The sequence below is a fragment of the Streptomyces sp. NPDC088817 genome (assembly GCF_044750345.1).
GTDB lineage: Bacteria > Actinomycetota > Actinomycetes > Streptomycetales > Streptomycetaceae > Streptomyces.
Genome location: NZ_JBIVJN010000001.1, coordinates 457,458 through 483,364, shown reverse-complemented (window position 1 = coordinate 483,364; position 25,907 = coordinate 457,458). Strand labels below are relative to the sequence as shown.

At 71.7% G+C, this 25,907-nt stretch carries 22 protein-coding genes and 1 pseudogene; 7 read left to right on the top strand and 16 right to left on the bottom strand.

Features of this window, described 5'->3' with window-relative positions; genetic code table 11:
- The first annotated feature begins 126 nt into the window (after positions 1-126).
- The 4 genes from ACIP4X_RS02215 to ACIP4X_RS02200 all read left to right on the top strand — a co-directional run bounded on the left by ACIP4X_RS02215 (position 127) and on the right by ACIP4X_RS02200 (position 7,709).
- On the top strand, positions 127-1,503 hold the full coding sequence (locus ACIP4X_RS02215) for an alpha-amylase family protein (protein WP_358729639.1): 1,377 nt from the start codon (positions 127-129) through the stop codon (positions 1,501-1,503).
- A complete protein-coding gene (locus ACIP4X_RS02210) occupies positions 1,497-1,709 on the top strand; it encodes a hypothetical protein (protein WP_358729640.1) in 213 nt (70 codons plus the stop codon). The genes ACIP4X_RS02215 and ACIP4X_RS02210 overlap by 7 nt, the downstream gene beginning before the upstream one ends.
- Before the next feature lie 198 nt (positions 1,710-1,907).
- The gene (gene pulA, locus ACIP4X_RS02205; RefSeq protein ID WP_401346240.1) at positions 1,908-7,319 is read left to right on the top strand and encodes a pullulanase-type alpha-1,6-glucosidase; all 5,412 of its coding nucleotides are present in this window, start codon (positions 1,908-1,910) and stop codon (positions 7,317-7,319) included.
- A 33-nt stretch (positions 7,320-7,352) separates the two neighbouring features.
- Positions 7,353-7,709: a 5-carboxymethyl-2-hydroxymuconate Delta-isomerase gene (locus tag ACIP4X_RS02200; RefSeq protein ID WP_401346237.1), complete on the top strand. Its 357-nt coding sequence runs from the start codon at positions 7,353-7,355 to the stop codon at positions 7,707-7,709.
- A gap of 18 nt (positions 7,710-7,727) precedes the next feature.
- Here the strand turns inward: ACIP4X_RS02200 and ACIP4X_RS02195 are convergent, their stop codons facing one another.
- The 3 genes from ACIP4X_RS02195 to ACIP4X_RS02185 all read right to left on the bottom strand — a co-directional run bounded on the left by ACIP4X_RS02195 (position 7,728) and on the right by ACIP4X_RS02185 (position 10,992).
- Positions 7,728-8,417 (bottom strand): TetR family transcriptional regulator, encoded by a 690-nt coding sequence (locus tag ACIP4X_RS02195; protein ID WP_391453385.1) that lies wholly within the window; start codon positions 8,415-8,417, stop codon positions 7,728-7,730.
- A 97-nt stretch (positions 8,418-8,514) separates the two neighbouring features.
- Positions 8,515-10,440 (bottom strand): hypothetical protein, encoded by a 1,926-nt coding sequence (locus ACIP4X_RS02190; protein WP_358729644.1) that lies wholly within the window; start codon positions 10,438-10,440, stop codon positions 8,515-8,517.
- Positions 10,441-10,491: 51 nt separating this feature from the next.
- Positions 10,492-10,992 carry a tetratricopeptide repeat protein gene (locus tag ACIP4X_RS02185; RefSeq protein WP_391453387.1) on the bottom strand — a complete coding sequence of 167 codons (501 nt, stop codon included), beginning with the start codon at positions 10,990-10,992 and terminating at the stop codon, positions 10,492-10,494.
- Between the two features lie 158 nt (positions 10,993-11,150).
- Here ACIP4X_RS02185 and ACIP4X_RS02180 point away from each other — a divergent pair, with 158 nt between their 5' ends.
- The gene (locus ACIP4X_RS02180) at positions 11,151-11,564 is read left to right on the top strand and encodes a hypothetical protein (RefSeq protein ID WP_358729646.1); all 414 of its coding nucleotides are present in this window, start codon (positions 11,151-11,153) and stop codon (positions 11,562-11,564) included.
- Between the two features lie 126 nt (positions 11,565-11,690).
- Here the strand turns inward: ACIP4X_RS02180 and ACIP4X_RS02175 are convergent, their stop codons facing one another.
- The 7 genes and pseudogenes from ACIP4X_RS02175 to ACIP4X_RS02145 form a co-directional block, all read right to left on the bottom strand.
- Complete coding sequence (locus ACIP4X_RS02175; RefSeq protein WP_358729647.1) at positions 11,691-13,280, bottom strand: DUF1996 domain-containing protein; 1,590 nt, start codon at positions 13,278-13,280, stop codon at positions 11,691-11,693.
- A gap of 91 nt (positions 13,281-13,371) precedes the next feature.
- Positions 13,372-14,487 (bottom strand): NAD-dependent epimerase/dehydratase family protein, encoded by a 1,116-nt coding sequence (locus ACIP4X_RS02170; RefSeq protein ID WP_358729648.1) that lies wholly within the window; start codon positions 14,485-14,487, stop codon positions 13,372-13,374.
- Positions 14,488-14,546: 59 nt separating this feature from the next.
- Positions 14,547-15,185, bottom strand: a complete 639-nt coding sequence (locus ACIP4X_RS02165; RefSeq protein ID WP_358729649.1) for a winged helix-turn-helix domain-containing protein — start codon at positions 15,183-15,185, stop codon at positions 14,547-14,549.
- 341 nt (positions 15,186-15,526) lie between these two features.
- Positions 15,527-15,928 (bottom strand): annotated as a pseudogene (glnII, locus tag ACIP4X_RS02160) (glutamine synthetase); the annotation flags it as partial.
- A gap of 117 nt (positions 15,929-16,045) precedes the next feature.
- Positions 16,046-16,774, bottom strand: a complete 729-nt coding sequence (locus tag ACIP4X_RS02155; protein WP_401346230.1) for a hypothetical protein — start codon at positions 16,772-16,774, stop codon at positions 16,046-16,048.
- Between the two features lie 161 nt (positions 16,775-16,935).
- Positions 16,936-17,298, bottom strand: coding sequence for an ArsC/Spx/MgsR family protein (locus ACIP4X_RS02150; protein ID WP_391453396.1), 363 nt, complete (start codon positions 17,296-17,298; stop codon positions 16,936-16,938).
- 118 nt (positions 17,299-17,416) lie between these two features.
- A complete protein-coding gene (locus tag ACIP4X_RS02145) occupies positions 17,417-18,037 on the bottom strand; it encodes a hypothetical protein (RefSeq protein ID WP_401346227.1) in 621 nt (206 codons plus the stop codon).
- A gap of 255 nt (positions 18,038-18,292) precedes the next feature.
- Here ACIP4X_RS02145 and ACIP4X_RS02140 point away from each other — a divergent pair, with 255 nt between their 5' ends.
- Positions 18,293-18,607: a hypothetical protein gene (locus ACIP4X_RS02140; RefSeq protein ID WP_358729653.1), complete on the top strand. Its 315-nt coding sequence runs from the start codon at positions 18,293-18,295 to the stop codon at positions 18,605-18,607.
- A gap of 45 nt (positions 18,608-18,652) precedes the next feature.
- Here ACIP4X_RS02140 and ACIP4X_RS02135 read toward each other — a convergent pair whose 3' ends face one another.
- The 5 genes from ACIP4X_RS02135 to ACIP4X_RS02115 form a co-directional block, all read right to left on the bottom strand.
- Positions 18,653-19,840, bottom strand: coding sequence for a winged helix DNA-binding domain-containing protein (locus ACIP4X_RS02135; protein WP_358729654.1), 1,188 nt, complete (start codon positions 19,838-19,840; stop codon positions 18,653-18,655).
- A gap of 84 nt (positions 19,841-19,924) precedes the next feature.
- Positions 19,925-21,562, bottom strand: a complete 1,638-nt coding sequence (locus tag ACIP4X_RS02130) for an alpha/beta fold hydrolase (RefSeq protein WP_401346225.1) — start codon at positions 21,560-21,562, stop codon at positions 19,925-19,927.
- A gap of 88 nt (positions 21,563-21,650) precedes the next feature.
- Entirely contained in the window at positions 21,651-22,235 is a 585-nt protein-coding gene (locus tag ACIP4X_RS02125; RefSeq protein ID WP_358729656.1) for a hypothetical protein, read from the bottom strand.
- Positions 22,236-22,237: 2 nt separating this feature from the next.
- A complete protein-coding gene (htpX, locus tag ACIP4X_RS02120) occupies positions 22,238-23,161 on the bottom strand; it encodes a zinc metalloprotease HtpX (RefSeq protein ID WP_358729657.1) in 924 nt (307 codons plus the stop codon).
- Positions 23,162-23,340: 179 nt separating this feature from the next.
- Entirely contained in the window at positions 23,341-23,598 is a 258-nt protein-coding gene (locus tag ACIP4X_RS02115) for a hypothetical protein (RefSeq protein WP_358729658.1), read from the bottom strand.
- A gap of 374 nt (positions 23,599-23,972) precedes the next feature.
- Between ACIP4X_RS02115 and ACIP4X_RS02110 the strand changes: the two genes are divergently transcribed.
- Complete coding sequence (locus ACIP4X_RS02110; protein ID WP_358729659.1) at positions 23,973-24,245, top strand: hypothetical protein; 273 nt, start codon at positions 23,973-23,975, stop codon at positions 24,243-24,245.
- A 127-nt stretch (positions 24,246-24,372) separates the two neighbouring features.
- Here ACIP4X_RS02110 and glnA read toward each other — a convergent pair whose 3' ends face one another.
- Complete coding sequence (gene glnA / locus ACIP4X_RS02105; protein ID WP_358729660.1) at positions 24,373-25,782, bottom strand: type I glutamate--ammonia ligase; 1,410 nt, start codon at positions 25,780-25,782, stop codon at positions 24,373-24,375.
- Positions 25,783-25,907 lie beyond the last annotated feature (125 nt).

The window sequence follows — 25,907 nt, the reverse complement described above, 5'->3', positions numbered from 1 at the left end:
AGGTCACAGTTTCACATCAACTCCATACGGCCCGCTGCCCGTTGGGGCAGCGGGCCTTCTACCATCCGGGGTCAACGACTTGCTGAACCTTTCAGCAAGAGCCTTCAACGAAGAAGGAACCCCCACATGGCCCTCCGCAGACCACTTTCATACGCGGCCGCGCTCGCCGTGGCCGCCTCCGCGGCCCTCGCGACGCCCGCCGCCGCCTCCCCGCCCGGCACCAAGGACGTCACCGCGGTCCTCTTCGAGTGGAACTACGCCTCGGTCGCCAAGGAGTGCGCGAACACGCTCGGCCCGGCCGGTTACGGCTACGTCCAGGTCTCCCCGCCCGCCGAGCACATCCAGGGCTCGCAGTGGTGGACGTCGTACCAGCCGGTGAGTTACAAGATCGCAGGGCGCCTTGGCGATCGCGCGGCGTTCCAGAACATGGTCAACGCCTGCCACTCGGCCGGGGTGAAGGTCGTCGTCGACACCGTCATCAACCACATGTCGGCGGGCAGCGGCACCGGCACCGGCGGCTCCTCGTACACCAAGTACGCCTATCCGGGTTTGTACTCGAACAACGACTTCAACGACTGCCGGTCGGACATCTCCAACTACCAGGACCGCTACAACGTCCAGAACTGTGAACTGGTGGGGCTCGCCGACCTCAGGACCGGGTCGGACTACGTCCGCCAGGCCATCGCGGGCTACATGAACGACCTGCTCTCCCTGGGCGTCGACGGCTTCCGTGTCGACGCGGCCAAGCACATCCCGGCCGCCGACCTCGCCAACATCAAGTCACGTCTGAAGAACCCTTCCGCCTACTGGAAGCAGGAGGTCATCTACGGCGCGGGCGAGGCGGTCCAGCCGACCGAGTACACCGGCAACGGCGACGTCCAGGAGTTCCGCTACGCCTACGACCTCAAGCGGGTCCTCACCAACGAGAAGCTCGCCTACCTCAAGAACTACGGCGAGGGCTGGGGCTACCTGAACAGCTCGGTGGCCGGCGTCTTCGTCGACAACCACGACACCGAGCGCAACGGCTCGACCCTCAGCTACAAGAACGGCGCGAACTACACGCTGGCCAACGTCTTCATGCTGGCCTGGCCCTACGGCGCCCCCGACATCAACTCCGCCTACGAGTGGTCCGACGCGGACGCCGGTCCGCCCAACGGCGGCAAGGTCAACGCCTGCTGGCAGGACGGCTGGAAGTGCCAGCACGCCTGGCCGGAGATCAAGTCCATGGTCGCCTTCCGCAACGCCACGCGCGGCCAGGCGGTGACGAACTGGTGGGACAACGGCAACAACCTCATCGTGTTCGGCCGCGGCAACAAGGGCTATGTGGTCATCAACCACGAGAACACGACGGCCGACCGCTCCTACCAGACCTCACTCCCCGCGGGCACCTACTGCGACGTACAGAGCAACAGAACCGTCACAGTGGACGCCACGGGCTGGTTCAAGGCCGCAGTCGCCCCGAACACGGCCCTCGCCATCTACGCGGGCAAGTCGAGTTGCTGACGACCCCGCGCCTGCTCCTGCGGCCGGTCGAGCCGGACGACGTTCCGGCTCACCGCCGCCTGTGGACCGATCCGGAGGTGCGCCGCCACCTCGGCGGGCCGGTGCCCCCGGAGACGGTCCGCATCCGTGAGCGGGGCTGCGTGGGTGCCCCCGGGGAACGGTTCGTCGAGTGGGGCCAACCGCAGGTCCTCCACCGCTTCCCGTGAGGGTGGGGCCGGCGCTTCCGGAGTGGGGCGTCGGCCTCTGGCGGGGTGGGGGTTGGTGAAAGAAGTTGCTTGGTCTTGCAAGGGTATTGCAGTAAGGCTTGCGCGGGCGGTACGGTCGCGGCCGCGCCCGGTGGTCCTGTTGATGGCCGGGGCGAGGGGGCGCAGTCAAGTGAGCCGTACCGCCAAGGAGTTCACCCCGTGATACCGAGATGGCCGGCGCCCTCGCGGCGCCGCACCCCGTCAGGCAGACGCGTCGCAGCCGTCACCGCGGCCGCGATTGCCGCAGTGCTCGTCCCACCGCTCACGGCACAGGCGGCGGCACCGCCCGCACCGCCGTCCGACGCGAAGCTCGCGGCCGAGCCCGCCCGGCACGACAGCACCAGGGAGCAGTTCTACTTCGTCCTGCCGGATCGTTTCGCCAACGGGGACACCGGCAACGACCGCGGCGGGCTGACCGGCTCACGGCTCGTCACCGGCTACGACCCCACCGACAAGGGCTTCTACCAGGGCGGCGACCTCAAGGGCCTGACCAACCGGCTCGACTACATCAAGGGCCTCGGCACCACGGCCATCTGGCTGGCGCCGATCTTCAAGAACCAGCCCGTGCAGGGGACCGGCAAGGACGCCTCGGCCGGCTACCACGGCTACTGGATCACCGACTTCACCCGGGTCGACCCGCACTTCGGCACCGACAAGGACCTCACGACCCTCATCTCCAAGGCACACGCCAAGGGAATGAAGGTCTTCTTCGACGTCATCACCAACCACACCGCCGACGTCGTCGACTACGAGGGCGGCGCCCACGAGTACCTGTCCAAGGGCGCCTTCCCCTACCTGACCAAGGACGGCCGCCCGTTCGACGACGCCGAGTACGCGGACGGCACGAAGAAGTTCCCCGCCGTCGACGCCTCCTCCTTCCCGCGCACCCCGGTCGTCCCGGCCGCGAAGAAGAACGTCAAGGTCCCGTCGTGGCTCAACGACCCGACGATGTACCACAACCGCGGCGACTCCACCTACGCCGGTGAGAACTCCACCTACGGCGACTTCTCCGGCCTCGACGACCTGTGGACCGAGCGCCCCGAGGTCGTCAGCGGCATGGAGAAGATCTACCAGCGCTGGGTGAAGGACTTCGGCGTCGACGGCTTCCGGATCGACACGGTCAAGCACGTCAACATGGAGTTCTGGACCCAGTGGGCGACGGCGCTCGACAAGTACGCCGCCGCGCACGGACGCAAGGACTTCTTCATGTTCGGCGAGGTCTACTCCGCCGACACCGCACTCAACGCCTCCTACGTCACCGAGGGCCGTCTCGACGCCACGCTCGACTTCCCGTTCCAGGACGCGGCCCGCGCCTACGCCTCCCAGGGCGGCAGCGCGAAGAGGCTCGCGGGCGTCTTCGGCGACGACTACAGGTACACGACCGACAAGGCCAACGCCTACGAGCAGGTCACCTTCCTCGGCAACCACGACATGGGCCGCATCGGGTACTTCCTCAAGCAGGACGCCCCGAAGGCCACCGACGCCGAGATCCTGCGCAAGGACAGGCTCGCCAACGAGCTGATGTTCCTCAGCCGCGGCAACCCCGTCGTCTACTACGGCGACGAGCAGGGCTTCACCGGCTCCGGCGGCGACAAGGACGCCCGCCAGACCATGTTCGCCTCCAAGGTCGCCGACTACCTCGCCGACGAGCAGATCGGCACTGACCGCACCCACGCGAGCGACGCCTACGACACCACCGCGCCGCTCTACCGGCAGATCGCCGCCCTCGCGAAGCTCCGCAAGGACAACCCGGCCCTCGCGGACGGAGTCCAGACCGAGCGGTACGCGGCGGACGGACCCGGCGTCTACGCCCTCACCCGCACCGACGCCCGGACCGGAGCCGAGTACGTCGTCGCCTTCAACAACGCGGGCCAGGCGCGGACGGCCACGTTCGCCACAGGCTCGGCGCGGATGACGTACCGCGGGGTGTACGGCACCGATGCCGCCGTGACCTCCGGCGCCGACCGGAAGGTCACCGTCACCGTCCCGGCCGGATCGTCCGTCGTCCTCAAGGCCGCGGGCACCCTCGACCGGCCCGCCGCCAAGCCGGCCGTCACCCTCACACCCCCCGCCGCGGGCGCCACCGGCACTGTCGAGCTGAGCGCCGACGTCACCGGGGGGCAGCTCAACCGGGTCGTCTTCGCCGCGCAGACCGGCAACGGCCCGTGGAAGGTGCTCGGCTCCGCCGACCACGCCCCCTACCGGGTCACCCAGACCCTGCCCCGGACCGTCCCGGCCGGCACCGCCCTGCGCTACAAGGCGGTCGCCGTCGACTCGGCGGGCCGCACCGCGAGCGCGACCGCGGCCTCCACCACCGGCACCCCGCCGGCCCCCGAGGTTCCCACCGCCTCCTCCCGCGACTACGCCGTCGTCCACTACAAGCGCGCCGACGGCGACTACGCGAACTGGGGCCTGTACGCCTGGGGCGACCTCGCCGACGGCGAGTCGACCACCTGGCCCGACAGCCACCCGTTCATCGGCCGGGACGCCTACGGAGCCTTCGCGCACGTCAAGCTGAAGCCGGGCGCCTCCGACGTCGGTTTCCTGGTCATCGACAAGAACGGCACCAAGGACGTCTCCGCCGACCGGTCCATCGACGTCACCCGGACGGGCGAGGTCTGGATCGAGCAGGGCAAGGAGGACGTACGGACCACGCGCCCCGAGTACCCGGCGCAGGACCCGGCCAAGGCCGTCCTCCACTACCACCGCGCCGACGGGAAGTACGACGGCTGGGGCCTGCACGTGTGGACCGGCGCCGCGAACCCCACCGACTGGTCGAAACCCCTCCAGCCGGTCAAGACTGACTCCTATGGCGCGGTCTTCGAGGTACCGCTCACCGACGGTGCCGCCAGTCTCGGCTACATCATCCACAAGGGCGACGAGAAGGACCTGCCCACCGACCAGTCCCTCGACCTCACGGCAGCCGACGGCCACGAGGTGTGGCTGATGAGCGGCCAGGACAAGCCCCTGCTGCCGCAGCCCGCCGGCGGCGCGGGCGCCCTCGACCTCACCACCTCGAAGGCGGTCTGGATCGACCGGGACACGGTGGCCCTCAAGGGCGTGGAAGGCGCCGCCTCCACCCAGCTGCTCTCCTCCCAGGACGGCTCGATCACCGTCCGGGACGGAACGCTGACCAGCGACGACGAGCGCTGGCTGCGGCTGGCGAGGACCACGCTCACCGACGCCCAGAAGGCGAAGTACCCGCACCTGAAGGACTACACCGCCTGGTCCGTCGACCCCCGTGACCGCGCCCGCGTCCGCGAGGCCCTGCGCGGCCAGATCGTCGCCTCCCAGCGGGCCGCGAACGGGGCCGTGCTCGCCGCGACCGGCGTCCAGCTCGCGGGCGTGCTCGACGACGTGTACGGCAACACCGCCACCAAGGCGCAGCTCGGCCCCGTCTTCCACCAGGGCCGGCCCACGCTGAGCGTGTGGGCGCCGACCGCGCGGAACGTCGCCCTGGAACTGGACGGCAAGCCGGTCGCCATGCACCGCGACGACACCACCGGCGTCTGGTCCGTCACCGGCCCGGCGTCCTGGAAGAACAAGCCCTACCGGTACGTCGTGACCGTGTGGGCGCCCACCGTCCGCAAGGTGGTCACCAACAAGGTCACCGACCCGTACTCGGTCGCGCTCACCGCGAACTCCGAGCGCAGCCTCGTCGTCGACCTCGACGACCGGGCGCTGGCCCCGAGCGGCTGGCAGGGCCTGGCCAAGCCCAAGGCCGTACCGCTCAGGGACGCCCAGATCCAGGAGCTGCACATCCGGGACTTCTCCGTCGCGGACCGTACGGTCCCGGCCAAGGAGCAGGGCACCTACCTGGCCTTCACCGACAAGAACAGCGACGGCTCCCGCCACCTGCGGGACCTGGCGAAGGCGGGCACCTCGTACGTGCACCTGCTGCCCGCCTTCGACATCGCCACCATCCCGGAGAGGAAGGCCGACCAGGTCGCCCCGGACTGCGACCTGGCCGCCCACCCGGCCGACTCCGAGCGGCAGCAGGCGTGCGTGGCGGCGACCGCCGCGAAGGACGCCTACAACTGGGGCTACGACCCCTACCACTACACGGTCCCCGAGGGCTCCTACGCCACCGACCCGGACGGCACGGCCCGTACCGTCGAGTTCCGGCAGATGGTCAAGGCGCTCAACCAGGGCGGGCTGCGGGTCGTCATGGACGTCGTCTACAACCACACGGCCGCCGCGGGCCAGGCGGACACCTCCGTGCTCGACCGGATCGTGCCCGGCTACTACCAGCGGCTCCTCGCCGACGGCTCGGTGGCCGACAGCACCTGCTGCGCGAACACCGCGCCCGAGAACGCCATGATGGGCAAGCTCGTCGTCGACTCGGTCGTCACCTGGGCCCGGCAGTACAAGGTCGACGGCTTCCGCTTCGACCTCATGGGCCACCACCCCAAGGCCAACATGCTCGCCGTCCGCAAGGCACTCGACGCGCTCACGCTCAAGAAGGACGGCGTGGACGGCAGGAACATCATCCTGTACGGAGAGGGCTGGAACTTCGGCGAGGTCGCCGACGACGCGCGCTTCGTCCAGGCCACGCAGAAGAACATGGCGGGCACGGGCATCGCGACCTTCTCCGACCGGGCCCGTGACGCGGTCCGCGGCGGCGGCCCCTTCGACGACGACCCGGGCGTCCAGGGCTTCGCCTCCGGCCTCTACACCGACCCCAACTCCTCCCGGAACAACGGCAGCAGGGCCGAACAGAAGGCCCGCCTGCTGCACTACCAGGACCTGATCAAGGTCGGCCTGAGCGGCAACCTCGCCGCGTACCGCTTCACCGACACCGGCGGCAAGGAGGTCACCGGCGCCGAGGTCGACTACAACGGCGCACCCGCCGGATACGCGGACGCCCCCGGCGACGCCCTCGCCTACGCCGACGCCCACGACAACGAGTCGCTGTTCGACGCCCTCACCTACAAGCTGCCGTCCTCCACGAACGCGGACGACCGGGCCCGGATGCAGGTCCTCGCCATGGCCACGGCCGCACTGTCCCAGGGGCCCGCGCTGTCCCAGGCCGGGACCGACCTGCTGCGCTCGAAGTCCCTCGACCGCAACTCCTACGACAGCGGCGACTGGTTCAACGCCATCCACTGGAACTGCGCCGACGGCAACGGCTTCGGCCGCGGGCTGCCCCTGGCGGCCGACAACCAGGACAAGTGGCCGTACGCCGAACCGCTGCTCACCACCGTCAAGGTGGGCTGCCGGCAGATCCAGGGGGCCTCGGCCGCGTACCGGGACCTGCTGCGCATCCGCACCAGTGAGCAGGAGTTCTCGCTGGCCACGGCGGCGCAGGTGCAGCGGAAGCTGTCCTTCCCGCTGTCGGGCGCCGACGAGACGCCCGGCGTGATCACCATGAGGCTCGGCGACCTCGTCGTGGTGTTCAACGCCACGCCCGAACAGCAGCGGCAGCGCGTCGCGGAGCTCGCGGGGACCGGCTACCGGCTGCACCCGGTGCAGACGGCGGGCGCCGACGCGGTGGTGAAGACCTCGTCGTACGAGAAGGCGACCGGCACGTTCACGGTCCCGGCGCGTACGGTCGCGGTGTTCAGGAACTAGCGGGTCCACAGTAGGCCCGGAACAGGAGTGCTCATGCCGCAGATCACCTTCGACTACTCCGAGCGGCTGGCCGACGCCTTCGACCGGCGTGCCTTCGCGCGGGAGCTGCACGTCCGCACGGTCGAGATCGCGGCCGCCAAGCCCCCGGCCTGCAAGACGCAGTTCCGCCGCACAGAGGACACCGCCGTCGGTCCGGACACCGAGGGGCACGCGATCGTGCACGTCACCATCGGCCTGCTGGCCGGGCGCACCGACGAGACCAAGGCACGTCTGACGGAGGCGGTCCTGGACGCGCTGCGGGAGCATGTGAAGCCGGTCGAGGGCCTGGAGCTGCACGCGTCGGCCGAGGTGCGCGACCTCGACGCCTCGTACCGGAAATTCGACGCCTGACGAGGCGGAAAAACCGCGTCAGGAGGCGAGGGCGACGAGCCGGCCGACCAGGTCCAGGAAGGGACCCTCGGCCGGCTCGTCCTTGAAGACCCGGCGCATGAGCGCGCCCATCTCCTCGTCCTGGGCGGCGCTGACGGCGACCAGCGCGCCGAAGTCGTGCACGAGCTGGACCTCCAGCTCGGCACGCGGGATGCGCCGGCCGTCCAGCCAGATCAGCGCCGTCGACTCCGCGAGCGAGATCCACGAGCGGACGACCAGCTCCAGCCGCACGGGCGGCTGATCGATCCCGAGATGCGAAAGGATCTGGTCATACGCGGCCTGCCGGACGGAGTCGATGAGCGCGTTCGTCGTCGACGAGCCGACAGCCGGGCCGCCGCGCATCAGGGCCGAGAAACCGGGCCCGTGCTCGTCGACGAAGTCGAAGAACCGGCGCATCACCCGCAGCAGCCGCGCCCCCAGCGGGCCCTCGTGCGGCTCCGTGAACCGGCCCGCCAGATCGTCCGAGGCGCGCTGCAACGCGGCCTCGTACAGGCTGAGTTTGCCGGGGAAGTAGTGGTAGACCAGCGGGCGCGAGATGCCCGCCGCCGACGCTATCTCGTCGATGGAGACCTCGTCGGGCGAGCGGCGGCTGAACAGTTCGAGGGCGACGCCGATCAACTGCTGCCGTCGTTCGTCGACTCCCATCCTGCGGCGAACCCCGGTAGTCATACGAACACCTTACCGATCGATTCCGGCCCTGAACGGACCGGCTGGGACCGACCACGGTGTTCGACCGCGGCTCGTCACACCCCGCCGCGCCGACCGCTCACTTCTGCCGCAGCACGGCCACGGACCTGCCGTCCGCCAGAGTCCCCTTCAGGTCGGCCTGCGCGCCCTGCCGGGTCCGCACGGCGAGCAGGCGGCCCTGCGCGGAGGCGCTGACCCCACCGGTCGCGGTGATCGAGGCGGTGTCACGGTCGCCGGCCGCGAGCAGGTACCAGGCCCCTGCCTGCGACTTCCACAGCACTCCGGCCAGCACGTGCGGATCGCGGGCGCCGCACGCGGGCACGTTCTCGGCCTGGGCCGCGACCGCCGCGTACTTCCCGCCGGGCGTGTGGAACTGGGCCAGCACCCGCGACCCGTCGCCGCGCCAGGTCTCGGCGCGGGTGCACACCCACGCGGCGGCCGAACCGGTCGCGTCGGGCAGCGGCTGCTCGGCGTACTCCCAGGCGTTGACCGACCGGACGCCCTGTGCGCGCACGGAGCCCAGCGAGCAGGCCAGCGGCGCCCAGGCGCGCAGCCCCGCCGGGCCCGACGCCTCCTGCGGGGCGTCGGGGCGGCCCGTGGTGAGGCGGGCGGGGGCCAGTTCGCCGAGGTCGGCCAGGAGCTGCGTGCCGGGTTCGCCGGTCAGCTGGAGCACGTTCCACGAGGTGCAGCCGCCGGTGCGCTGGACCGGGCTGGCCAGCGGCCCGGTGACCCCGCCCGTGAGGCCGAGGTCCATCGCCCCGGCGTCCGGCTTGAGCAGGTCCCGCTCGGCCGCCGCCTTCACCCACGGCGCCGTCAGATAGCGGACGTTCCCGTCGGAGCGGCCCAGCACCACCGCGCCCGCCTCCGCGCCCACGGCGCCGTCGACCCGGGCGAAGTCGAGGGCTGCCCCGGTGGCGGAGTCCTTCGGCTCGGCGTAGCGGGCGATGCGCAGGCCGTCGTGGAAGAGCACCACGCGCGCGTTGTCGACGACGCCGGCGTACAGCAGTTGCGGCGGTCCCGCGGGACCGCCCGTGGCGGTGCCGGGGGTGGCCGAGACCCGTACCGACTCGCCGGGGCGGGCCCAGACGGCGAGGGCGCGGCGCAGCAGGGCCGTGTCGCCCGCCAGGCCGCCGCGGGCCGGCCACACGGAGAGGTCGAGCCGCGCGGAGGTCCGCCAGGCGGTGGGGGCGATTCTGGTCAGCCTGCCCGGGTCGAGGGCGGCCTCCGCGGACGGGTTGTGCGCGTAGGCGGGTGCGGCGGCGCCGTCCGGGCCCCAGCCGCCGCCGGGCAGCGCGACCAGCGCACCGCACACGACGAGGGCCGCGGCAGCGGCGAGCGCGGCCCTGGTGTGCTGCCTGCGCCGCTTCAGATCGGTGGGCCGGGCCTGCAACGAGCACGGATCGAACTCGGGGGAGTCGAGGAGCGCGTACTGGGCGGGCAGGCGGTCGGCCTGGCGCAGCGCGGCGACCGGGTCGGCCACGCCAGCGGCCGTCAGCACCTCCCGCACGGCGGGGTCGGGAAGCCTTTCCAGGCCGCGCAGCACGTAGGCGGCACGGGCCGGCCCGGACAGGGTCGCCAGCCTCTGGTCCAGGGCGAGTTCGTCGGCGCCGCCCGAGCGCGGGAACAGGCGCAGCCCCCACACCAGGGGCAGGGCCGGCCGCAGCCGGGCGCGTCCGGCACGGATCCCGCGCCGCGGCGGGCGGCCCGCCCCCAGCGCCGTGCGGATCACCTGGAGGCGGACGAAGGCGTAGCCCGGGTCGGACTCGCGGCCGGCCGACTGGGCCGGGATCACGGTCGCCGAGGACCGGCCCCGCGGCAGCGCCCGCTGGGCCAGCGCGTGCGCGGTCAGCACACGGCGGCCCCGCCCGAGCCCGGGCGGCAGCACCAGATAGGCGAGCCGGACCAGGCGCGGATAGTGCTCGACGAGCGCGGCCTCGGCCCGCTCGGCATCGACGACCGGTCCGGAGGAGGACTTGTGGCGCGGGGCGACATCCTGTGACTGCACGTCCAGGCCAACGAGCGAGCCGGTCCTTGGTCACACCGGGGTACGGCGGTGTCAGTCCTCCGGCTCCACCAGCAGCCGGGCGTAGTTCGCCATCGAACGCTGGTAGCGGGGCAGATGGGGCGCGAGGGCGCCGAGGACGAGGGACAGTCCCTCGCGGTCACGGCCCGCACCGGACAGGCACAGTGCCAGACACGCCCGTACGGCGTCGTCCAACTCGTCTGAGGGGCCGTCCAGTTCGGGCGTGAGCAGCTTGACGCCCTCCTCCGGCCGCCCGAGGTTGCGCAGCGAGCTGGCCAGTTGGATCCTGGCCCGTCGGCCCCGGTAGCCGCTCAGCCCGCGCTCCAGGGCCTCCTGGTAGAGCGGCACCGCCCGGTCCGGGTGGCCGGTGGAGTCCCAGGCGCAGGCCTGCTCGAACGGGCCGAGCGGGCTGCCGTCCGGCAGTTCGGCGACGAGCGCGTCGATCCTTGCCCGGAACGCGGGCGCCTCGTCCTCGGAACAGTCGTCGAAGCGGGCCCAGGCGGCGGCCACGCGGTCTTCCCAGTCCTGGTTCACCGGCTCACGTTCGCACGCGTGCGCAGGTGGCGTCCACCGGATTGAGCGCTGTGCGCGCCGGAGCCGTATCGAAGGGCGGCCCCCTGCCGGGGCCCGGTGCGGCATGCTTGTGGCGCGTGCCGCCGGGAACGGAGTGCCGGAAGCGACCGGAGGAACAGATGAGGGTGACCCGACCGATGCTCGCGGTGGCCGGTGCCGCGGCGGCACTGGTGCTGACGGGGTGCGGTTCCGGTGACGGTGCGGAGGCGAAGGTGCCGCCGACGGCCACCGGCAGCCTGGAGAGCCTGGCCGCCGAGGTGAAGTGCGAGCCGGACATGCAGACCGACGCCGACACCATCCGGCAGGCCATCTGCACCAACCCCACCGGCAAGTTCGTCCTCGCCACCTTCGCCACCGACCGCGGCCAGCGGGAGTGGATCGACGACGCCAAGGACTACGGCGGCTCCTACCTCGTCGGCCGCAAGTGGGTCGCCGTCGGCGACAGCGGCGTGGTCACCGCGCTGCGCGCCACCCTCGGCGGCGACGTGGAGACCGGCACGGACCACAGCGCCCACGGCGCGCACAGCGGCTGAGCGGCCTTGGGGGCACGGGCGCACGCGCGCACGGCCCCACGGGCACACGGCGAAGGCCGGCGGCGGGATCTCCCGCCGCCGGCCTTCTTCACGAGGTCACCGGTCCGGTGTCACCTGTTCAGGGCGTCACTTGCAGTTCCGGCCCGAGTTGACGCAGTTGGCGATCTTGTTGGCCAGACCGCCGGTCGTGATGTTGATGAAGTCGTCGTGGTCGGTGGCCGCCTTGTGCAGCTGCTCGGGGAAGCCGTCGACCGCGTAGGCGTTCTTCACCGCGCCGTTCTCGACGGTCGGCCGCGGCACGTCGTAGACCAGGCGCATCGTGAGCTTCGGAATGGCCTTGAAGCCGCTGGGGCAGTTGCCGCGGTCGTCTGCGAAGGCGATGTGCGTACGGTGGTTGGCGCTGTCGGTGTTCTGCCCGTCCCAGCAGCTCTGGAAGGCGAACGTGCGGACCATCTTGCTGCCCTCGGGGCAGATCGGGTACTGCTCCGTCAGCTGGACCTTGTTCTCGAAGCCGGTGCAGCTCCAGTGCGCGTTGGCGTTGGCCAGACCGTTGGTCGTGGTCTTGGCGTCACCGGTGATGATGCGCAGGAACTGCGGCATGGCGACGACCTTGCCGGTCGGGCTGCCGACGTACTTGATCTCCGCCTGGAGCGGCTTGAGGATCCGGCCGACGTTGCCCTCCTTGCCACCGCCGTCCGCGTCCTGGTCGAAGTCCTGCGAACCGTCCTGGACGCGGATCACCGGCCAGTAGTACGCCGACAGGTCGTTCTTGTTCTGGCAGCTCGTGCCGCTCTGCAGGAACGTGTCGTTGCTCGCGAACGCGTCGATCTTCTGATTGCCGACGTAGTCGTGCAGGTGGTGGGCGCCGTTGGCCACACCGGGCGCCACGATCACGTTGTCGGTGTTGTGGTTGCCGTTGGCGTTCACACCGCAGCGCGTGGTGAAGCTGCCGTTCGAGGCGTTGCGGCTCTTGCGCGGCTTGGCCGGGACGTTGGGCTGGACGGTGGTGATGTCCACGAAGTCCGCCGCGACGGGGCCGTTTCCGGCCTGGCCGCCGATGCCCTGCTGGCCGTCGTCGCCGCCCTGCTGGCCGCCGTCGTTCTGACCGCCGTCGTTCTGGCCGCCGTTGTCGCCCTGCTGCCCGTTGTCCTGGCCGTTGTCCTGGCCGGTGTCCTGGCCGTCGTTCTGGCCGTTGTCCTGACCGCCGTCGCCCTCGCCCGCGTCCGTCTGGTTCTGCTCGACGGGGGTTCCGGTGCAGGGCGCCATGTCGTCCAGGTTGCCGGGGGTCTTGCCGCCGGCCCGGTTGATCTCCAGCTTGATCCGGTCGAGGATCACCTTCCGCCGGTCCTTCAGCGGACCCAGGATGGCGTTCTGCACGAAGCTCGCGTCCCTGGCCTGCGCGTCGCGCGTGGTGGCCAGTCGCTGGTACGCCTCGGTGATCTGCTGGTCGAGCGTGGCGAGTTCGCCGTCCACCTCTCCACGGGCCTGCTCCGGCACGGCGGTGAGCTGCTGGCCGATGTCGGGGCACTTGATCGTCGCGACCTGCGCGTTGACGGCCTTCGTCCGGTTGCCTCCCCACGCGTCGTTCTTCGACTCGTGCGCGGATGCGTAGTAGTTCGCCCAGACAAGCCCGCCCCCACCGAGCGCTAGGGCCGCCGCCCCGGCTATGGCCTTGGTGGCCAGCGGCATTCGGCGTTTGCGTGTGTTGCGTCCCATGGAACTCCTCTGACTTCCTTGCGGGGCAGCATCGAGGCGCCCGACAGGAGTGAAGCGGCTCCCATGGATACGGACGCGGCCCCGGGCGTGTTCAGCCGACCCACGAATTGATGCGCGATCCGTGCGTCACTGGAGCCGCAACTGCCCCATTTCCGCAGGCAGTTGCGGCAGAACCGGCTGAAACTCCGGGCCGCCCGGCGGCCGAGTCCCCTCCCTGGAGCCCGAGCACCTTCGCCTCGACCTCCGGATCGAGGCCCTTGCGGGTCCGGTCAGGCCGTTGGGGTGCGGTCCCGCCCAGGGCCCGGAGCCAGGTCCAGGTGTCCGCGACCGTCTCGGTCACGGGGCGGCAGCGCAGGCCCGCCGCGAGGGCCCGGGTGACATCGGCGCCGTGCAGAGCGTCGTGGCCCTCGCTGCCCGGCGGCACCCACACCGGCAGCTCCGTCCAGGGCTCGATGCCCGCGGCGAGGATCACGTCCGGGTCGGTCCAGCGCAGCTCGGCGTCGGCGCCGGTGGTCCGCACACACGCCTCCAGCAGTTCACCCATCGTCGCGTGCCCTCGCGGACTGATCAGGGTGTACGGGCCGCTCAACCCCTTCTCCACCGCGTCGAGGGTCCACACGGCGAGGTCCCGGACGTCGATGTACTGAAGGGGCAGGTCCCGCGGGCCGGGCGCCAGTACGGGGCCGCCCCGCGCGATCCGGTTCAGCCACCACGGCAGGCGCCCGACGTTCTCGTACGGCCCGAGGATCAGCCCGGCCCGTACGAGCACCGAGCGGTCCGCCCCGAAGGCCTCCAGGGCGGCCAGCTCGCCGCCCCGCTTGTCCCGCGGGTAATCCGTCTGCCCCGCGCCCGCCTCGGCGCCCTCGACCAGCGGCGCCGCCTCGGTGTAGCCGGCGGGCGGGGCCCAGGCGTACACCGAGCAGCTCGACACATACACGTACCGGCCGGCGCGGTGCCGCAGCAGCCGCGCCGCGTCCCGGACCGCGCGGGGCGCGGCCGACCAGGTGTCGACGACCGCGTCCCACGCGCCGTCCGTCAGGGCAGCGAGCCCGTCGGGCGCGGTGCGGTCGCCGCGCAACGACCGCACTCCGGGAACGGGCGCGTGCCGCCCCCGGTTCAGGACCGTCACATCCCAGCCGCGCCCGGCCGCCGCCTCGGCGACGGCCCGCCCCGCGAACTCCGTACCACCCAGCACCAGAAGTCTCATACCGGTGACTGTGCCCGTCCGGGCCGTGGCAGGGAACCGGATTCTGCCCTTGGCAGAGATCAACGTCCGGTCGGCGGAGCGTACTTGTAGCCTACGCGGCGCACGGTCTGGATCGTCCGGCGGTGCTCGGCGCCCAGCTTGCGGCGCAGCCGGGCGATGTGGACGTCGACGGTGCGGCCGTCGCCCACGTGGTCGTAGCCCCAGACCGTGGTGACCAGTTGGTCGCGCGTGTGCACGCGGTGCGGGTGGGCCACGAGATGGGCCAGCAGCTCGAACTCCAGGTAGGTGAGGTCGAGTCCGTGCCCGTCCACCTCCGCGGTCCGCCGCGCGGTGTCGACGCGGACGAGCGGGTCGCCCGCACCGGGCGCGGTGCCGCCGTCCGTCCCGCCCTCCGGAAGGTCGAGGCGATCGGGGCGGTCGGGTACCGCCACCGGCAGGTGCGGCGGCTGCCGGTCGGCGGGCACGAGCACCAGATAGCCGACCATCGGCGGCCGGCCCGGCAGCCTGGGCAGGGCGTGCTGCGGAGCCGGCAGCCAGGTGGCACCCGGCGGCAGGAGATCGGCGATCTCCACGACCTCGTCCCGGCCCACGGCCCGCAGCCGGTGCCGTGCGGAGGCGGGAGAGGCCGGGGAGGAGGCGGAGCGGGAGGAGACGGGGGCGGGAAGGGAGGCGTCGGTCAGAGAACGAGTGGTCGCCATGACAGTCAGCTCTTTCGCGGGAGAGGTTCGCCGGAGGACCGACGGCCGCGAGTTCGTGGTCGGGCGCGTCGGGACGTACGTCGTTCCGCGCGGACCGGAGGCCGGTGGGTTACGGCTTCACCGGGCACGCGCGTGCGGCGCGCGGCAACAGAGCCGGTCGAAGTCGTGGTGCTGACGGGAGGGCCAGAACGGCTCCAGGTCATCGCGACCTGCCGCGACGCACTCCCGGAAACCGACCATGCCCCCATTGAAGCAGAACCCGTCTCCGGGCAGGACCCTCTTCTCACTGCGCGGACACCCCGTCGGGCGGCCCCCGCCCGACGGCCGCGCCCCCGCCCGGATCAGACCTGCCCGGCCTTCTCCAGGGCGGCGCAGCAGGTGTCGATCAGCAGTCGGGTGACGACGTACGGGTCGACGTTGGCGTTCGGCCGGCGGTCCTCGATGTGGCCCTTGCCGTCCCGCTCGACCTGCCAGGGGATGCGGACCGAGGCGCCGCGGTCGCCGACGCCGTAGGAGTACGCGTCCCACGGGGCGGTCTCGTGCAGGCCGGTGAGGCGGTCGTCGATCCCGGCGCCGTAGTTCTTGACGTGGTCCATCGGCCGGGAGCCCTCACCGAGGGCCTCGCACGCGGTGATGATCGCGGCGTAGCCCTCGGGGCTCTCGCGCATCGCCCGGGTCGAGAAGTTGGTGTGGGCGCCGGCGCCGTTCCAGTCGCCCTTGACCGGCTTGGGGTCGAGGGCGGCGTTACCCGGCGCGGTTGTGGCGCGGTTCACCCGTTCGGGCGGTGCTCGTGGCGCACGGCGAGGGCCCGCCGCTCCCGGTCGGGAACAGCGGGCCCCTTGCCCGTCGTGGGGCGGGTCTCACCCCACCTTCTCGATCACCGCGCGCCGGATCAGGAACTTGCCCGGCTCACGGACCTCCTCGAAGGCCGCGTCGTTGAGCAGGACGCAACTGCCGGAGACGGACGTGACCTTCACCGTGATGGCCTTGTTGTTGTCCAGGTTGGTGACCTTCAGCGTGGTGCCCGCCGGGAACTGGTTGCTGGACGCGGCCGGTGCGCCGCCCTCGCCGGAGAGCGTCACGGTGGAGCCCTGGCACACCTGCTGCCCGGACGCGGCGACACCGCCGCCGTTCCCGGCACCCCCGTCCTGCTGCCCGGTCTGCTGACCGTTCTCCTGCCCGGCCTGCTGTCCGGCGCCCTGCCCGTTCTGCTGGCCCGCCTGCTGTCCGGCCGCCTGACCGTTCTGCTGCCCGGCCTGGGAGCCCTGAGCCGACTCCCCAACCGTGCACCCGGACGCGGCCTGCTGGCGCTTGATCTGTTCGATGACCTCCTGGCGGTTGGCGATCCGCGCCTCGGACAGAGCGTCCGGATTGGCCCGCTGGTCTTCGATGAACTTCTGGTTGTTGCCGAGGGCGGTGGCGAACCCCAGGCAGGTCGTCGAGTCCGCGATCGACAGGGTCCGCGGGGCGTCCGGCTGCGCGGCGTTGGACGTGGCCGCGAGGGCGAAGGCCCCGCCGCCGGCCACGGCCACGGCCGTGACCAGCAGCGCGACCTTCTTCTTGGTGCTGACAGTGCGCCTACGCGACATGCGCGCCTCCTGGAGAGGTGGGGGAGCGTACGCCGCTAGGTACGGGATGCCGCACGAGGTTACTCAGCGGTTGCGGTCACGAGTTGAAGTGACGTGTGTCATAAGGGACTTGACGGCACGGCGCGCCGCTCGGGCGACGCTGCACGCCGATCCGCCGGCACTCACCCACGCCCGAGCGCCTCCCGCACCGCTTCCTCGGTCCGCGCCACGACCGCCGTGCCGTCGTCCGCCGTGATGATCGGGCGCTGGATCAGCTTCGGATGCTCGGCCAGCGCCGCGATCCACCGCTCGCGCGCCCCGGAGTCCCGCGGCCACTCCTTGATCCCGAGCTCCTTCGCGACGGCCTCCTGTGTCCGCGTGATGTCCCACGGCTCCAGCCCCAGCCGCCCGAGCACCTCCCGGATCTCCTCCGCACTCGGCACGTCCTCCAGATAGCGCCGCACGGTGTACTCGACCCCCTCGGCATCGAGCAGCCCGACGGCACTGCGGCACTTGGAACATGCCGGATTGATCCAGATCTCCATGCGGCCACGGTACGTGAGGGCGCCATGAGCGCTGCGGCCTCATTCTGCTGTCGGCGTCGTCCAGTCGTGTCTTCTCGCGGGAGCCTCGTCGGGCGACGCCGGTGGCGAGGGGCAGTTGCTACGGCAGTTCCCTTCTCAGTCGCGCCCAGGTGTGCGTGTCCAGGCCGTCGCGGGGGCCGATGCGGGAGAGTTCGGTGCCGTCGCGACCGAAGGCCACGATGAGCGGACGGGTTTTCCGGTGCGCGTGAGCGGAGATCCAGGCGGCGACGAGTTCGCGCTGTTCGTGCGCGCCGATCAGGCGATCGCCCATGAGGAGGTGGCCGACACCCGGCCCGACACGGACCTTGACGCTGCCGATCCACGGAGCCGTGGAGACGGAGTCCGGAGGGCCGAGGTATCGGGTGAGGCTGAGCGCACCCGCGCCGTCGCGGATCTCTAGCACGTCGACGTCGGCGGGATCGTCCGCGGGGCCGCTGCCCATGCCGGTGCACCGCCACTGCTCTTCGTGCCACTCCATCAGCGCGATGTGCTCACGCGCCCGTGCTGAACTCGGGTGCCACACAGCCCAGACCGCCCCGACACCGGCGGTGGTGTCGATGTCGGCCGACACCACTGTCAGCACCCGCCGCGGCAACCATCGCGGCTGCGGTTCCGCCCCTTTCAGCACGCGTCGCACCACGCCCGGCAGAAGGGCTTCCACCCACTGCCCCACCCACAGGTGTCTTTCCGGCGGCCGCATACGCCTGCGATACCCCGTGGGTCGGAACCCCAAGCCCGTGTTCCGGACGTGCCCCGCAACCATCCTGTTCGAATTTCTGTCGCCCCGCGCGCCTCATGCGAAGCAGTCGTGACGGGACGTCAACTACCCTTCCACCTGCGCAGATTCATGGACTCGGCAGGCCCCCGATGTCAGTGCCGGGCAGTAGAATTGAAGCAGTGTTCGAGAGCGTCGCCGGGTTTCCCGTGGCGCTCCCCTCGCGACAGGAGGATGCCTGTGGCCGCTGCCGTAGTGAAGCCGAAGCCGTTGCCGACCCAGTCCACCGCGAAGCGTCCGGTCCTGCTCGACCTGCCCTACGAACCCGTGGCGAAGCGGCCGTTGCCGCCGGGGCGTCCGCGGGAGTGGTACGTCATCCACAACCGCCGTCTGAAGGCGATGCGGCTCGCCATCGCGCTGCTCGACTCGGGCGTCCACCTGCCGCACCAGGCCCGCGACGAGACGATCCGCTCCATCGCCGAACTCATCGGCGTGCACCGGCCGTCGAGCACGACGTGTCACATGGTGCGGGCGCTGATGCGGTACTCGCGCTGAGCCCCGACGCCGGGCGCCCCGCGGACGCGGGGTGCCCGGCCCCGGTCACGAGGCCGTCAGTTCCTTCTCCAGCGGTGTGCGGAAGCGCGGTGTGACGCGGCTGGGGCCGAGCCGGCTCTCCAGTTCCTCCGCCTGCCCGGCGATCGCCGCCTCCGCCTCCGCGCCCAGCCCGTCCCGGTCCAGGATCCGCCAGGCGATCCCGCCGTCGGGGCGCTGGGCCCAGGCCCCGACGACCCGGCCGTTCCACCACACCGTCGGGCCGACGTTGCCGCTGCCGTCGAACAGGGCCGGCCGCAGCCGGGGCGCGAGGTACCAGTCCCGCTGCTGCCAGCCCATCGCCGTGGGGTCGAGAGCCGGCAGCAGGGCCGCCCACGGTTCCTCCGGGCCGGTCACCGGGGCGACGTCGTCCCCGGTGACGTACGCCGTGCCCTCGTCCACCCTCACCTCCCGTGCCCCCGCCGCGGCCAGCGCCCGCCGCACGTCCGTCACCCGCCACCCCGTCCACCACTTCAGGTCGGCCTCGGTCGCCGGGCCGCAGGCCGCGAGCCAGCGGTGCAGCAGATCGCTCTGGGCGGCGGCGACGTCCAGCTCGGGATGCTCGGGCGCGAGGGCCCAGCGGAACTGCGTGGACGTCCAGGAGCCGAGCGGCCGGCCCCGGACCACCTTGCCCTCCACGCCCAGGACGCGCAGCAGCCGCGAGGAGACCGTGTGCACGCCCTCGTAGCTCTTCCCGGCCGCGTACGCGAACTGCTCCCGCAGCCGCGGCTCGTCCATGGCCAGCTCGGCGGCCGTGGCCTGCCCGCGGCGGCCCATTGCGGCCAGCGCCGACTCCTCGACCTCCTTCAGCCAGGCCGCGTCAGGGGCGCCCGCCTTCGCCATGTCCTTGATCAGGGCGGCACGGGCCCGGGCGGCGACGGCGATCCCGGTCGAGGCGTGGACGACGGCGGTCAGCTCCGCCGGGAAGACGAAGACCGTGTGCCGCATGCCGTGCATCCGCACCAGCGTGCGGTCCTCGTACAGCGCGTGCTCCGTCCGCGCCACCGTCTCGGCCGGGTCGGCCAGGCGGGCGCCCACGCCGAGGTACACCGTCGCCGGGTCCGTGCCGTGCAGTGCCACCAGCGCCCGGGCGACCTCCTCCGGGCTGCTCGCCCGCGTCCCGGCGGCCAGCCGGTGCCGCAGGGCCAGCCTGGCCCGCCGTTCCGCCACGTCGATGTACCGGGGTTCCTCGTCCATGAGTCCTCCGCCCGTAGTAACGCCTGGCCGCATCCTCCCCGACACCACTGACACCGGCCCCGTCCCGCCGTCGCCGGACCGGCCTCAGCCGTACCGTTCCACCAGCCCCTCCACGTACGCCTCCAGCCGGTCGCCCAGTACCTCCGCGGTGAGGTCGGTCCGCCCGAGTTCGCGCCACGGACCGGCGAGTGAGGCCGCGTCGGGGGCGTAGTGGAGGGTGTCGAGCAGCCGCCAGTACAGGTGGTCCGGGCCGTCGGCGAGCGGACGTCCGCCGTGGGCCTCGTAGCGGTCCCGGAAACCCAGTCCGTGCCCGGGGCCGTGCAGCAGCGCGAGAGCCGTCGAGCAGTGCGCCACGTCGAGGTCGGCGGGGCCCCACGAGGTCTCCACCCAGTCGACGACACCGCTGATCCGCAGATCGTCGCCCGCGCCGGTGAACAGCACGTTCCCGGGGTGGAAGTCGCGGTGCAGGAAGCAGCCCTCGTACTCCGGAGGCTCACGGCGGAGCACGTCCACCGCGCGCTCCCACAGCGCGCCCGGCCGGGCCCGCACCCGCTCCGGTGACGTCCACGCCTGGTACCGCCGCGGGCGTTCGTCCGGCACGACGCCGTGGATCCGTACGAGCTGCGCCGCCAGCAGGTCCAGCCGCGCGGCCAGGTCCTCCTCGTCGACCCGGACCCGGCCCGCGAGCCGCGACATCAGCGAAGAGGGGTGGTCGCAGTGCTCGGCGGTGGCGTCGACGGCGATGGGCGTCGGCGCCGGGATGCCGTCCCGGCCGGCCAGCAGACCCAGGACGGCGGCCTCGCGGGTGAGCAGCCCGGGCGCGTGGCGCCGGAAGAAGGGCTTGACGAAGGTCCGCAGCACCAGGCCGGTGCCGTCGTCGAGGGTGAGCGCGCGCAGCTGCGAGCTCGAACCGCCGCGCAGCAGGGTGGTGCCGCGTACGGTGCGGTCCTGCGGCAGCTGCTTGGCCACCCACGCCCTCGTCGCCGCCCAGCCGCCCTCGGCCGGCCCCGTCAGCACCGCGTCCACGAAGTCCCGCCGGTCACCGGCGTGGTCGCGGAGCCACAGCCCCAGCGTGTGCCCGGCGTCGGGGAGTTCGAGGCGGGTGAACTGGGCGCGGGCGCTCAGCGCGTCCTGGACGGCCTCGGTTACCGCCGGCGGGATGACGGTGTCGGTGCCGGGCACGGCGAGCACGGCCCGGCCCTCGTAGGCGCGCAGTGCGTCGAGTGCGGAGGCCGCGCGCCAGCCGCCGGGCCTGCGGATGATCTCGCTGAACCGCCCGTTCCCCGTGCCGAACGGCACGTCCCAGGCCTCGTCGGCGTAGACGGCCGGCGCGCACAGGCCGAGCGCCGTCACCCGCTCCCCGTAGTGCCGGGCCAGGTCGGCCACGGTCTGGCCGCTCATGCTGAACCCGACCAGGATCAGCGGACCGCCCGCGGGCACCCGGGCGTCGATCACGGCAACCGCCTGCTCGAAGCGCCGGCGCAGGCTCAGCTCCCGCAGCGCGCCGGTGCTGTCCCCGTGCCCCGAGAAGTCGAACGCGACACCGCGGCAGCCTCGGGCGACGAACTCGGCGAGCAGCGGCAGCAGCCGCCGCGCGTCGCCGTTGCCCGCGCCGTGCAGCAGCACGACGGTGGGCAGGTCCGCGCCGTCGCCGTCACCGCCGTACACGCCGCTGAGTCGTTCGCCGTCATGGTCGTGGCCGAAGGACGAGAGCTCGCTCATCCCGCCATTCACTCACGGCGCCCGCGCGGTTCGTGGCCGTCCGCGCACATCGGAGCAGCCCGCACGGCCGGGTGCGCCGGGGGCGTGGTCACAGACCGGGGGCGCCCCACACCGGGAACCAGCGGCTCAGGTCCTGCTCGATGCGCAGGTCGTCGGCCAGGGCCGCCTTCACCCGGATTTCCAGCGCGTTATCGCGCCGCTGCGCCTGGCCGGCCAGCGGCGCGAACGGGTAGAAGGTGCCCCGCTTGTAGAGGTACACGAGTGCCAGCCGCCGGCCGGCGTCGTCGTGGAAGCCGGCCAGGGAGCACAGGAGCTGGGGGCCGAAGCCGTTGACCTCCATGGCGCTGTTCACCGCGTGCAGGTCGTTGACCAGCTCAGGAAGCTGGTCCGGGCTACGGCGGGAGACCAGCCAGGAGTAGCCGTAGGAGTCCTGGGACAGCTCGACGGGCGGCCCTTCGCGGTCGGCGTCCGCGTCCAGCAGGGCCTGGACCTCGCGATGGGTCTGCTCGAAGGCGGCGCCCTCGACCGTGGCGAAGCACACCGCGCCCTGCCCGGTCGGGGTGAAGCCGGCCGCCGCCTCCAGGGTCACGGCCGCCGACGGCAGCCCGAAGAGCTGGTCCAGATCGGGCAGGGCGGGTTTGGTACGGCCGAGGAGAATGTCCAGGAGCCCCATCCTCAGCCCGCCTTCCCCGGCGTCGCGGCCTCGCCCAGCTCGGCGGAGATCCGCGCCAGCTCCTCGAGCCGCCGCTCCAGGGTCGGGTGGGTGGAGAACAGCCGGGAGATGCCGGGCTCGGCGCCCAGCGCGGGAGTGAAGTAGAAGGCGTTGAAGGCCTGCGCGGTGCGCAGGTCCTCGGACGGGATCCGGCCGATGTCACCGGTCACCTTGGTGAGCGCGGAGGCCAGCGCCGAGGGGCGGCCGGTCAGCAGCGCCGCCGACCGGTCCGCGGCCAGCTCCCGGTACCGGGACAGCGCCCGGATCAGCAGGAAGCTGATCGCGTACACGGCCGCCGAGACGCCCATCACCATGGCGAACAGGGCGAGGGTGTTCTGGTCCTTGCGCCCGCGCCCGCCGAACAGTTCCGAGTAGAAGGCGAACCGTACGACCAGGCCCGCGACCACTCCGAGGAAGGAGGCGACCGTGATCACGGCGACGTCCTTGTGCGCCACGTGCGACAGCTCGTGTGCGAGGACGCCCTCCAGCTCGGCCGGTTCCAGCCGCCGCAGCAGCCCCGTGGTCACGCACACCACGGCGTTGTCCGGGTTCCGCCCGGTCGCGAACGCGTTCGGCATGTCCAGGCTGGACACGGCGACGGTGGGCTTGGGCATGTCCGCCATGGCGCACAGCCGGTCGACCACCGTGTGGAGCTGGGGATACTCCTCCCGCTCCACCACCCGGCCGTGCATCGCGAACAGGGCGATCCGGTCGGAGAACCAGTACTGGGCGGCGAGCACGCCGGCGGCGATCACCACGACCAGCACCCAGGACTTCAGCAGCACGATCAGCACGGCCACGAACGCCACGTACAGCAACCCGAGCAGGAACAGCGTGACCCCCATGCGCACGGTCAGCCGTCGGTCGCTCCGGAAGCGGCTCTGCATCTTGCATCACCCCGCAGTCAGGCACTCGTCCCGCCATCCAGTGTGCACCTGCGGATGCCCATGAAGCGGTCCCGATCAGCTCCAGGAGCGGCAAAAGCCGCCTGTGAGCCCGCGTGCGCGCGGGGTGAGCGCACGCGGGCCCCGGGACGTGACGAAAGGCCTCGCAGGTATCAGGGGCATCAGAGGTAGCCGTGCGTACGGCCGTAGCCGAGCAGCACGATCACCGCGGCGATGCAGCCGAGGACCAGGACCGTGGATATCCACGAGGAGCGGCGCGGCGCGACCGGTTCCGGGTCGGCGCGGAACGGGACCGGCCCCGGCGGGTTGTGCTTCCAGCGCGCGGCGAGCATCCGTGCACGGGCGGACGGCTCCTTGTGCTCGGCGGCACGCGCCCACCGGTGATCGAACTCTCGCTCAAGGTCGTCGTGCTCGGTCATCCCCGTTACCTCTCCGGTCCTTATCCGTCCTTGATGCCGACGAGGAATCATCCCCTGACCACGGGAGTGCTGTGAAGCGATCGTCGCTGCGGGGCGATCGCTCGAGATGCTGCGCGCCCGCCGGGAAGCTAGCCTCTATGGGTGAGGGCGGCGGTCCGGGAACAGGCCGGGCGTCGACCGAAGACCCTGCTCACAGGGCTGACAGCGCGACCGCGCGGGCCCAGCCGCCTGTACCCACGCGGCAACACCTACGACCGCGCCGCCGAACCCTTTCCGGCTGCGGCCGCGGCCTTCTTCTCGTGCCCGAACCCGCACGAGGGGATGGAAAGGAAGGTATTCCCATGAAAGCACAGCGTGCAAGGCGTCTCTTCGCTATGTCCGCCGTCGGTGTCCTGATGGCGGCCGGCACCGCCCTCGGCGCGGCGGGCACGGCCTCGGCAGCGACCCCGGCCTCGGCCCCGGCCCACGTCTCCACCAGCGCCGTCCAGGGTGGCGGCTGGGGCTGCGGTTGGTGGTCCCGCTGGTGCGGCGGTTACGGCCGCGGCGGTTTCTTCGGCCCCGGCTACGGCGGCTTCGGCGGTTTCGGCGGGTACGGCGGCTACGGCTACGGCTACGGCGGTGGCCCGGTGGTGGTCGTGGTCCGCTGACGGCCCCACGAGCCGTGGCCCACTGACATCAGGAGCCGTGGCCCACTGACGGCACCACGGCCAAGGGCCGCCCCCCGACACCGGGGGGGCGGCCCTCACCATGAGACCTGCCGATCAGACCTGCCGATCACACGTCGAAGTACAGCTCGAACTCGTGCGGGTGCGGGCGGAGCTGGAGCGGGGCGATTTCGTTCGTGCGCTTGAAGTCGACCCACGTCTCGATCAGGTCGGACGTGAACACGTCGCCCTGGAGCAGGAACTCGTGGTCGTCCTCCAGGGCGTGAAGGACGGCCTCCAGCGAGGTCGGGACCTGGGCGACGTTGGCGTGCTCCTCGGGCGCCAGCTCGTACAGGTCCTTGTCGATCGGCTCGGCCGGCTCGATCTTGTTCTTGATGCCGTCGAGGCCCGCGAGCAGCAGCGCCGAGAAGGCCAGGTACGGGTTGCCGGAGGAGTCGGGCGCGCGGAACTCCACACGCTTGGCCTTCGGGTTCGAGCCGGTGATCGGGATGCGCATCGCGGCGGAGCGGTTGCGCTGCGAGTACACCAGGTTCACCGGGGCCTCGAAGCCCGGCACCAGGCGGTGGTACGAGTTCACCGTCGGGTTGGTGAACGCGAGCAGCGCCGGGGCGTGCCTGAGGATGCCGCCGATGTAGTAGCGGGCGGTGTCCGACAGACCCGCGTAGCCGGCCTCGTCGTAGAACAGCGGCTCGCCACCGCTCCACAGCGACTGGTGCACGTGCATGCCCGAGCCGTTGTCGCCGAAGATCGGCTTCGGCATGAAGGTCGCCGTCTTGCCGTTGCGCCAGGCGACGTTCTTCACGATGTACTTGAAGAGCTGGAGGTCGTCGGCGGCGGCGAGCAGCGTGTTGAACTTGTAGTTGATCTCGGCCTGCCCGGCGGTGCCCACCTCGTGGTGCTGGCGCTCCACCTTCAGACCGTTCTTGGCCAGCTCCAGGGAGATCTCGGCACGCAGGTCGGCGAAGTGGTCGACCGGCGGGACCGGGAAGTAGCCGCCCTTGTAGCGGACCTTGTAGCCGCGGTTGTCCTCCACCGCGCCGGTGTTCCAGGCGCCCGCCTCGGAGTCGATGTGGTAGAAGGACTCGTTCTCGGCGGTCCGGAACCGGACGTTGTCGAAGACGTAGAACTCGGCCTCGGGGCCGAAGAACGCGGTGTCGGCGATCCCGGTGGACGCCAGGTACGCCTCGGCCTTCCTCGCCACGTTCCGCGGGTCACGGGAGTATTGCTCACCGGTGATCGGGTCGTGGATGAAGAAGTTGATGTTGAGGGTCTTGTCCCGGCGGAACGGGTCCACCCGAGCGGTGGACAGGTCGGCGCGCAGGGACATGTCGGACTCGTGGATGGCCTGGAAGCCGCGGATCGAGGACCCGTCGAACGCCTGCTCCTCGTCGGGGTCGAACGCCTCGGCGGGCAACGTGAAGTGCTGCATGACGCCCGGCAGGTCGCAGAACCGGACATCGACGAACTTGACGTCCTCGTCCGCGATGTACTTCTTGGCCTCGTCGGCGTTCTGGAACATCCAGCTCCTCCTACTCCCGACCGTCCCGCCGGGGTGGTAGATCGTTGGTGCGGCCGGTGCGGTGGCACACGCTGAGCTCGACCCTAGGGACGGGTGATTTCCCGGGCGTGACCCATTTGTTTCGC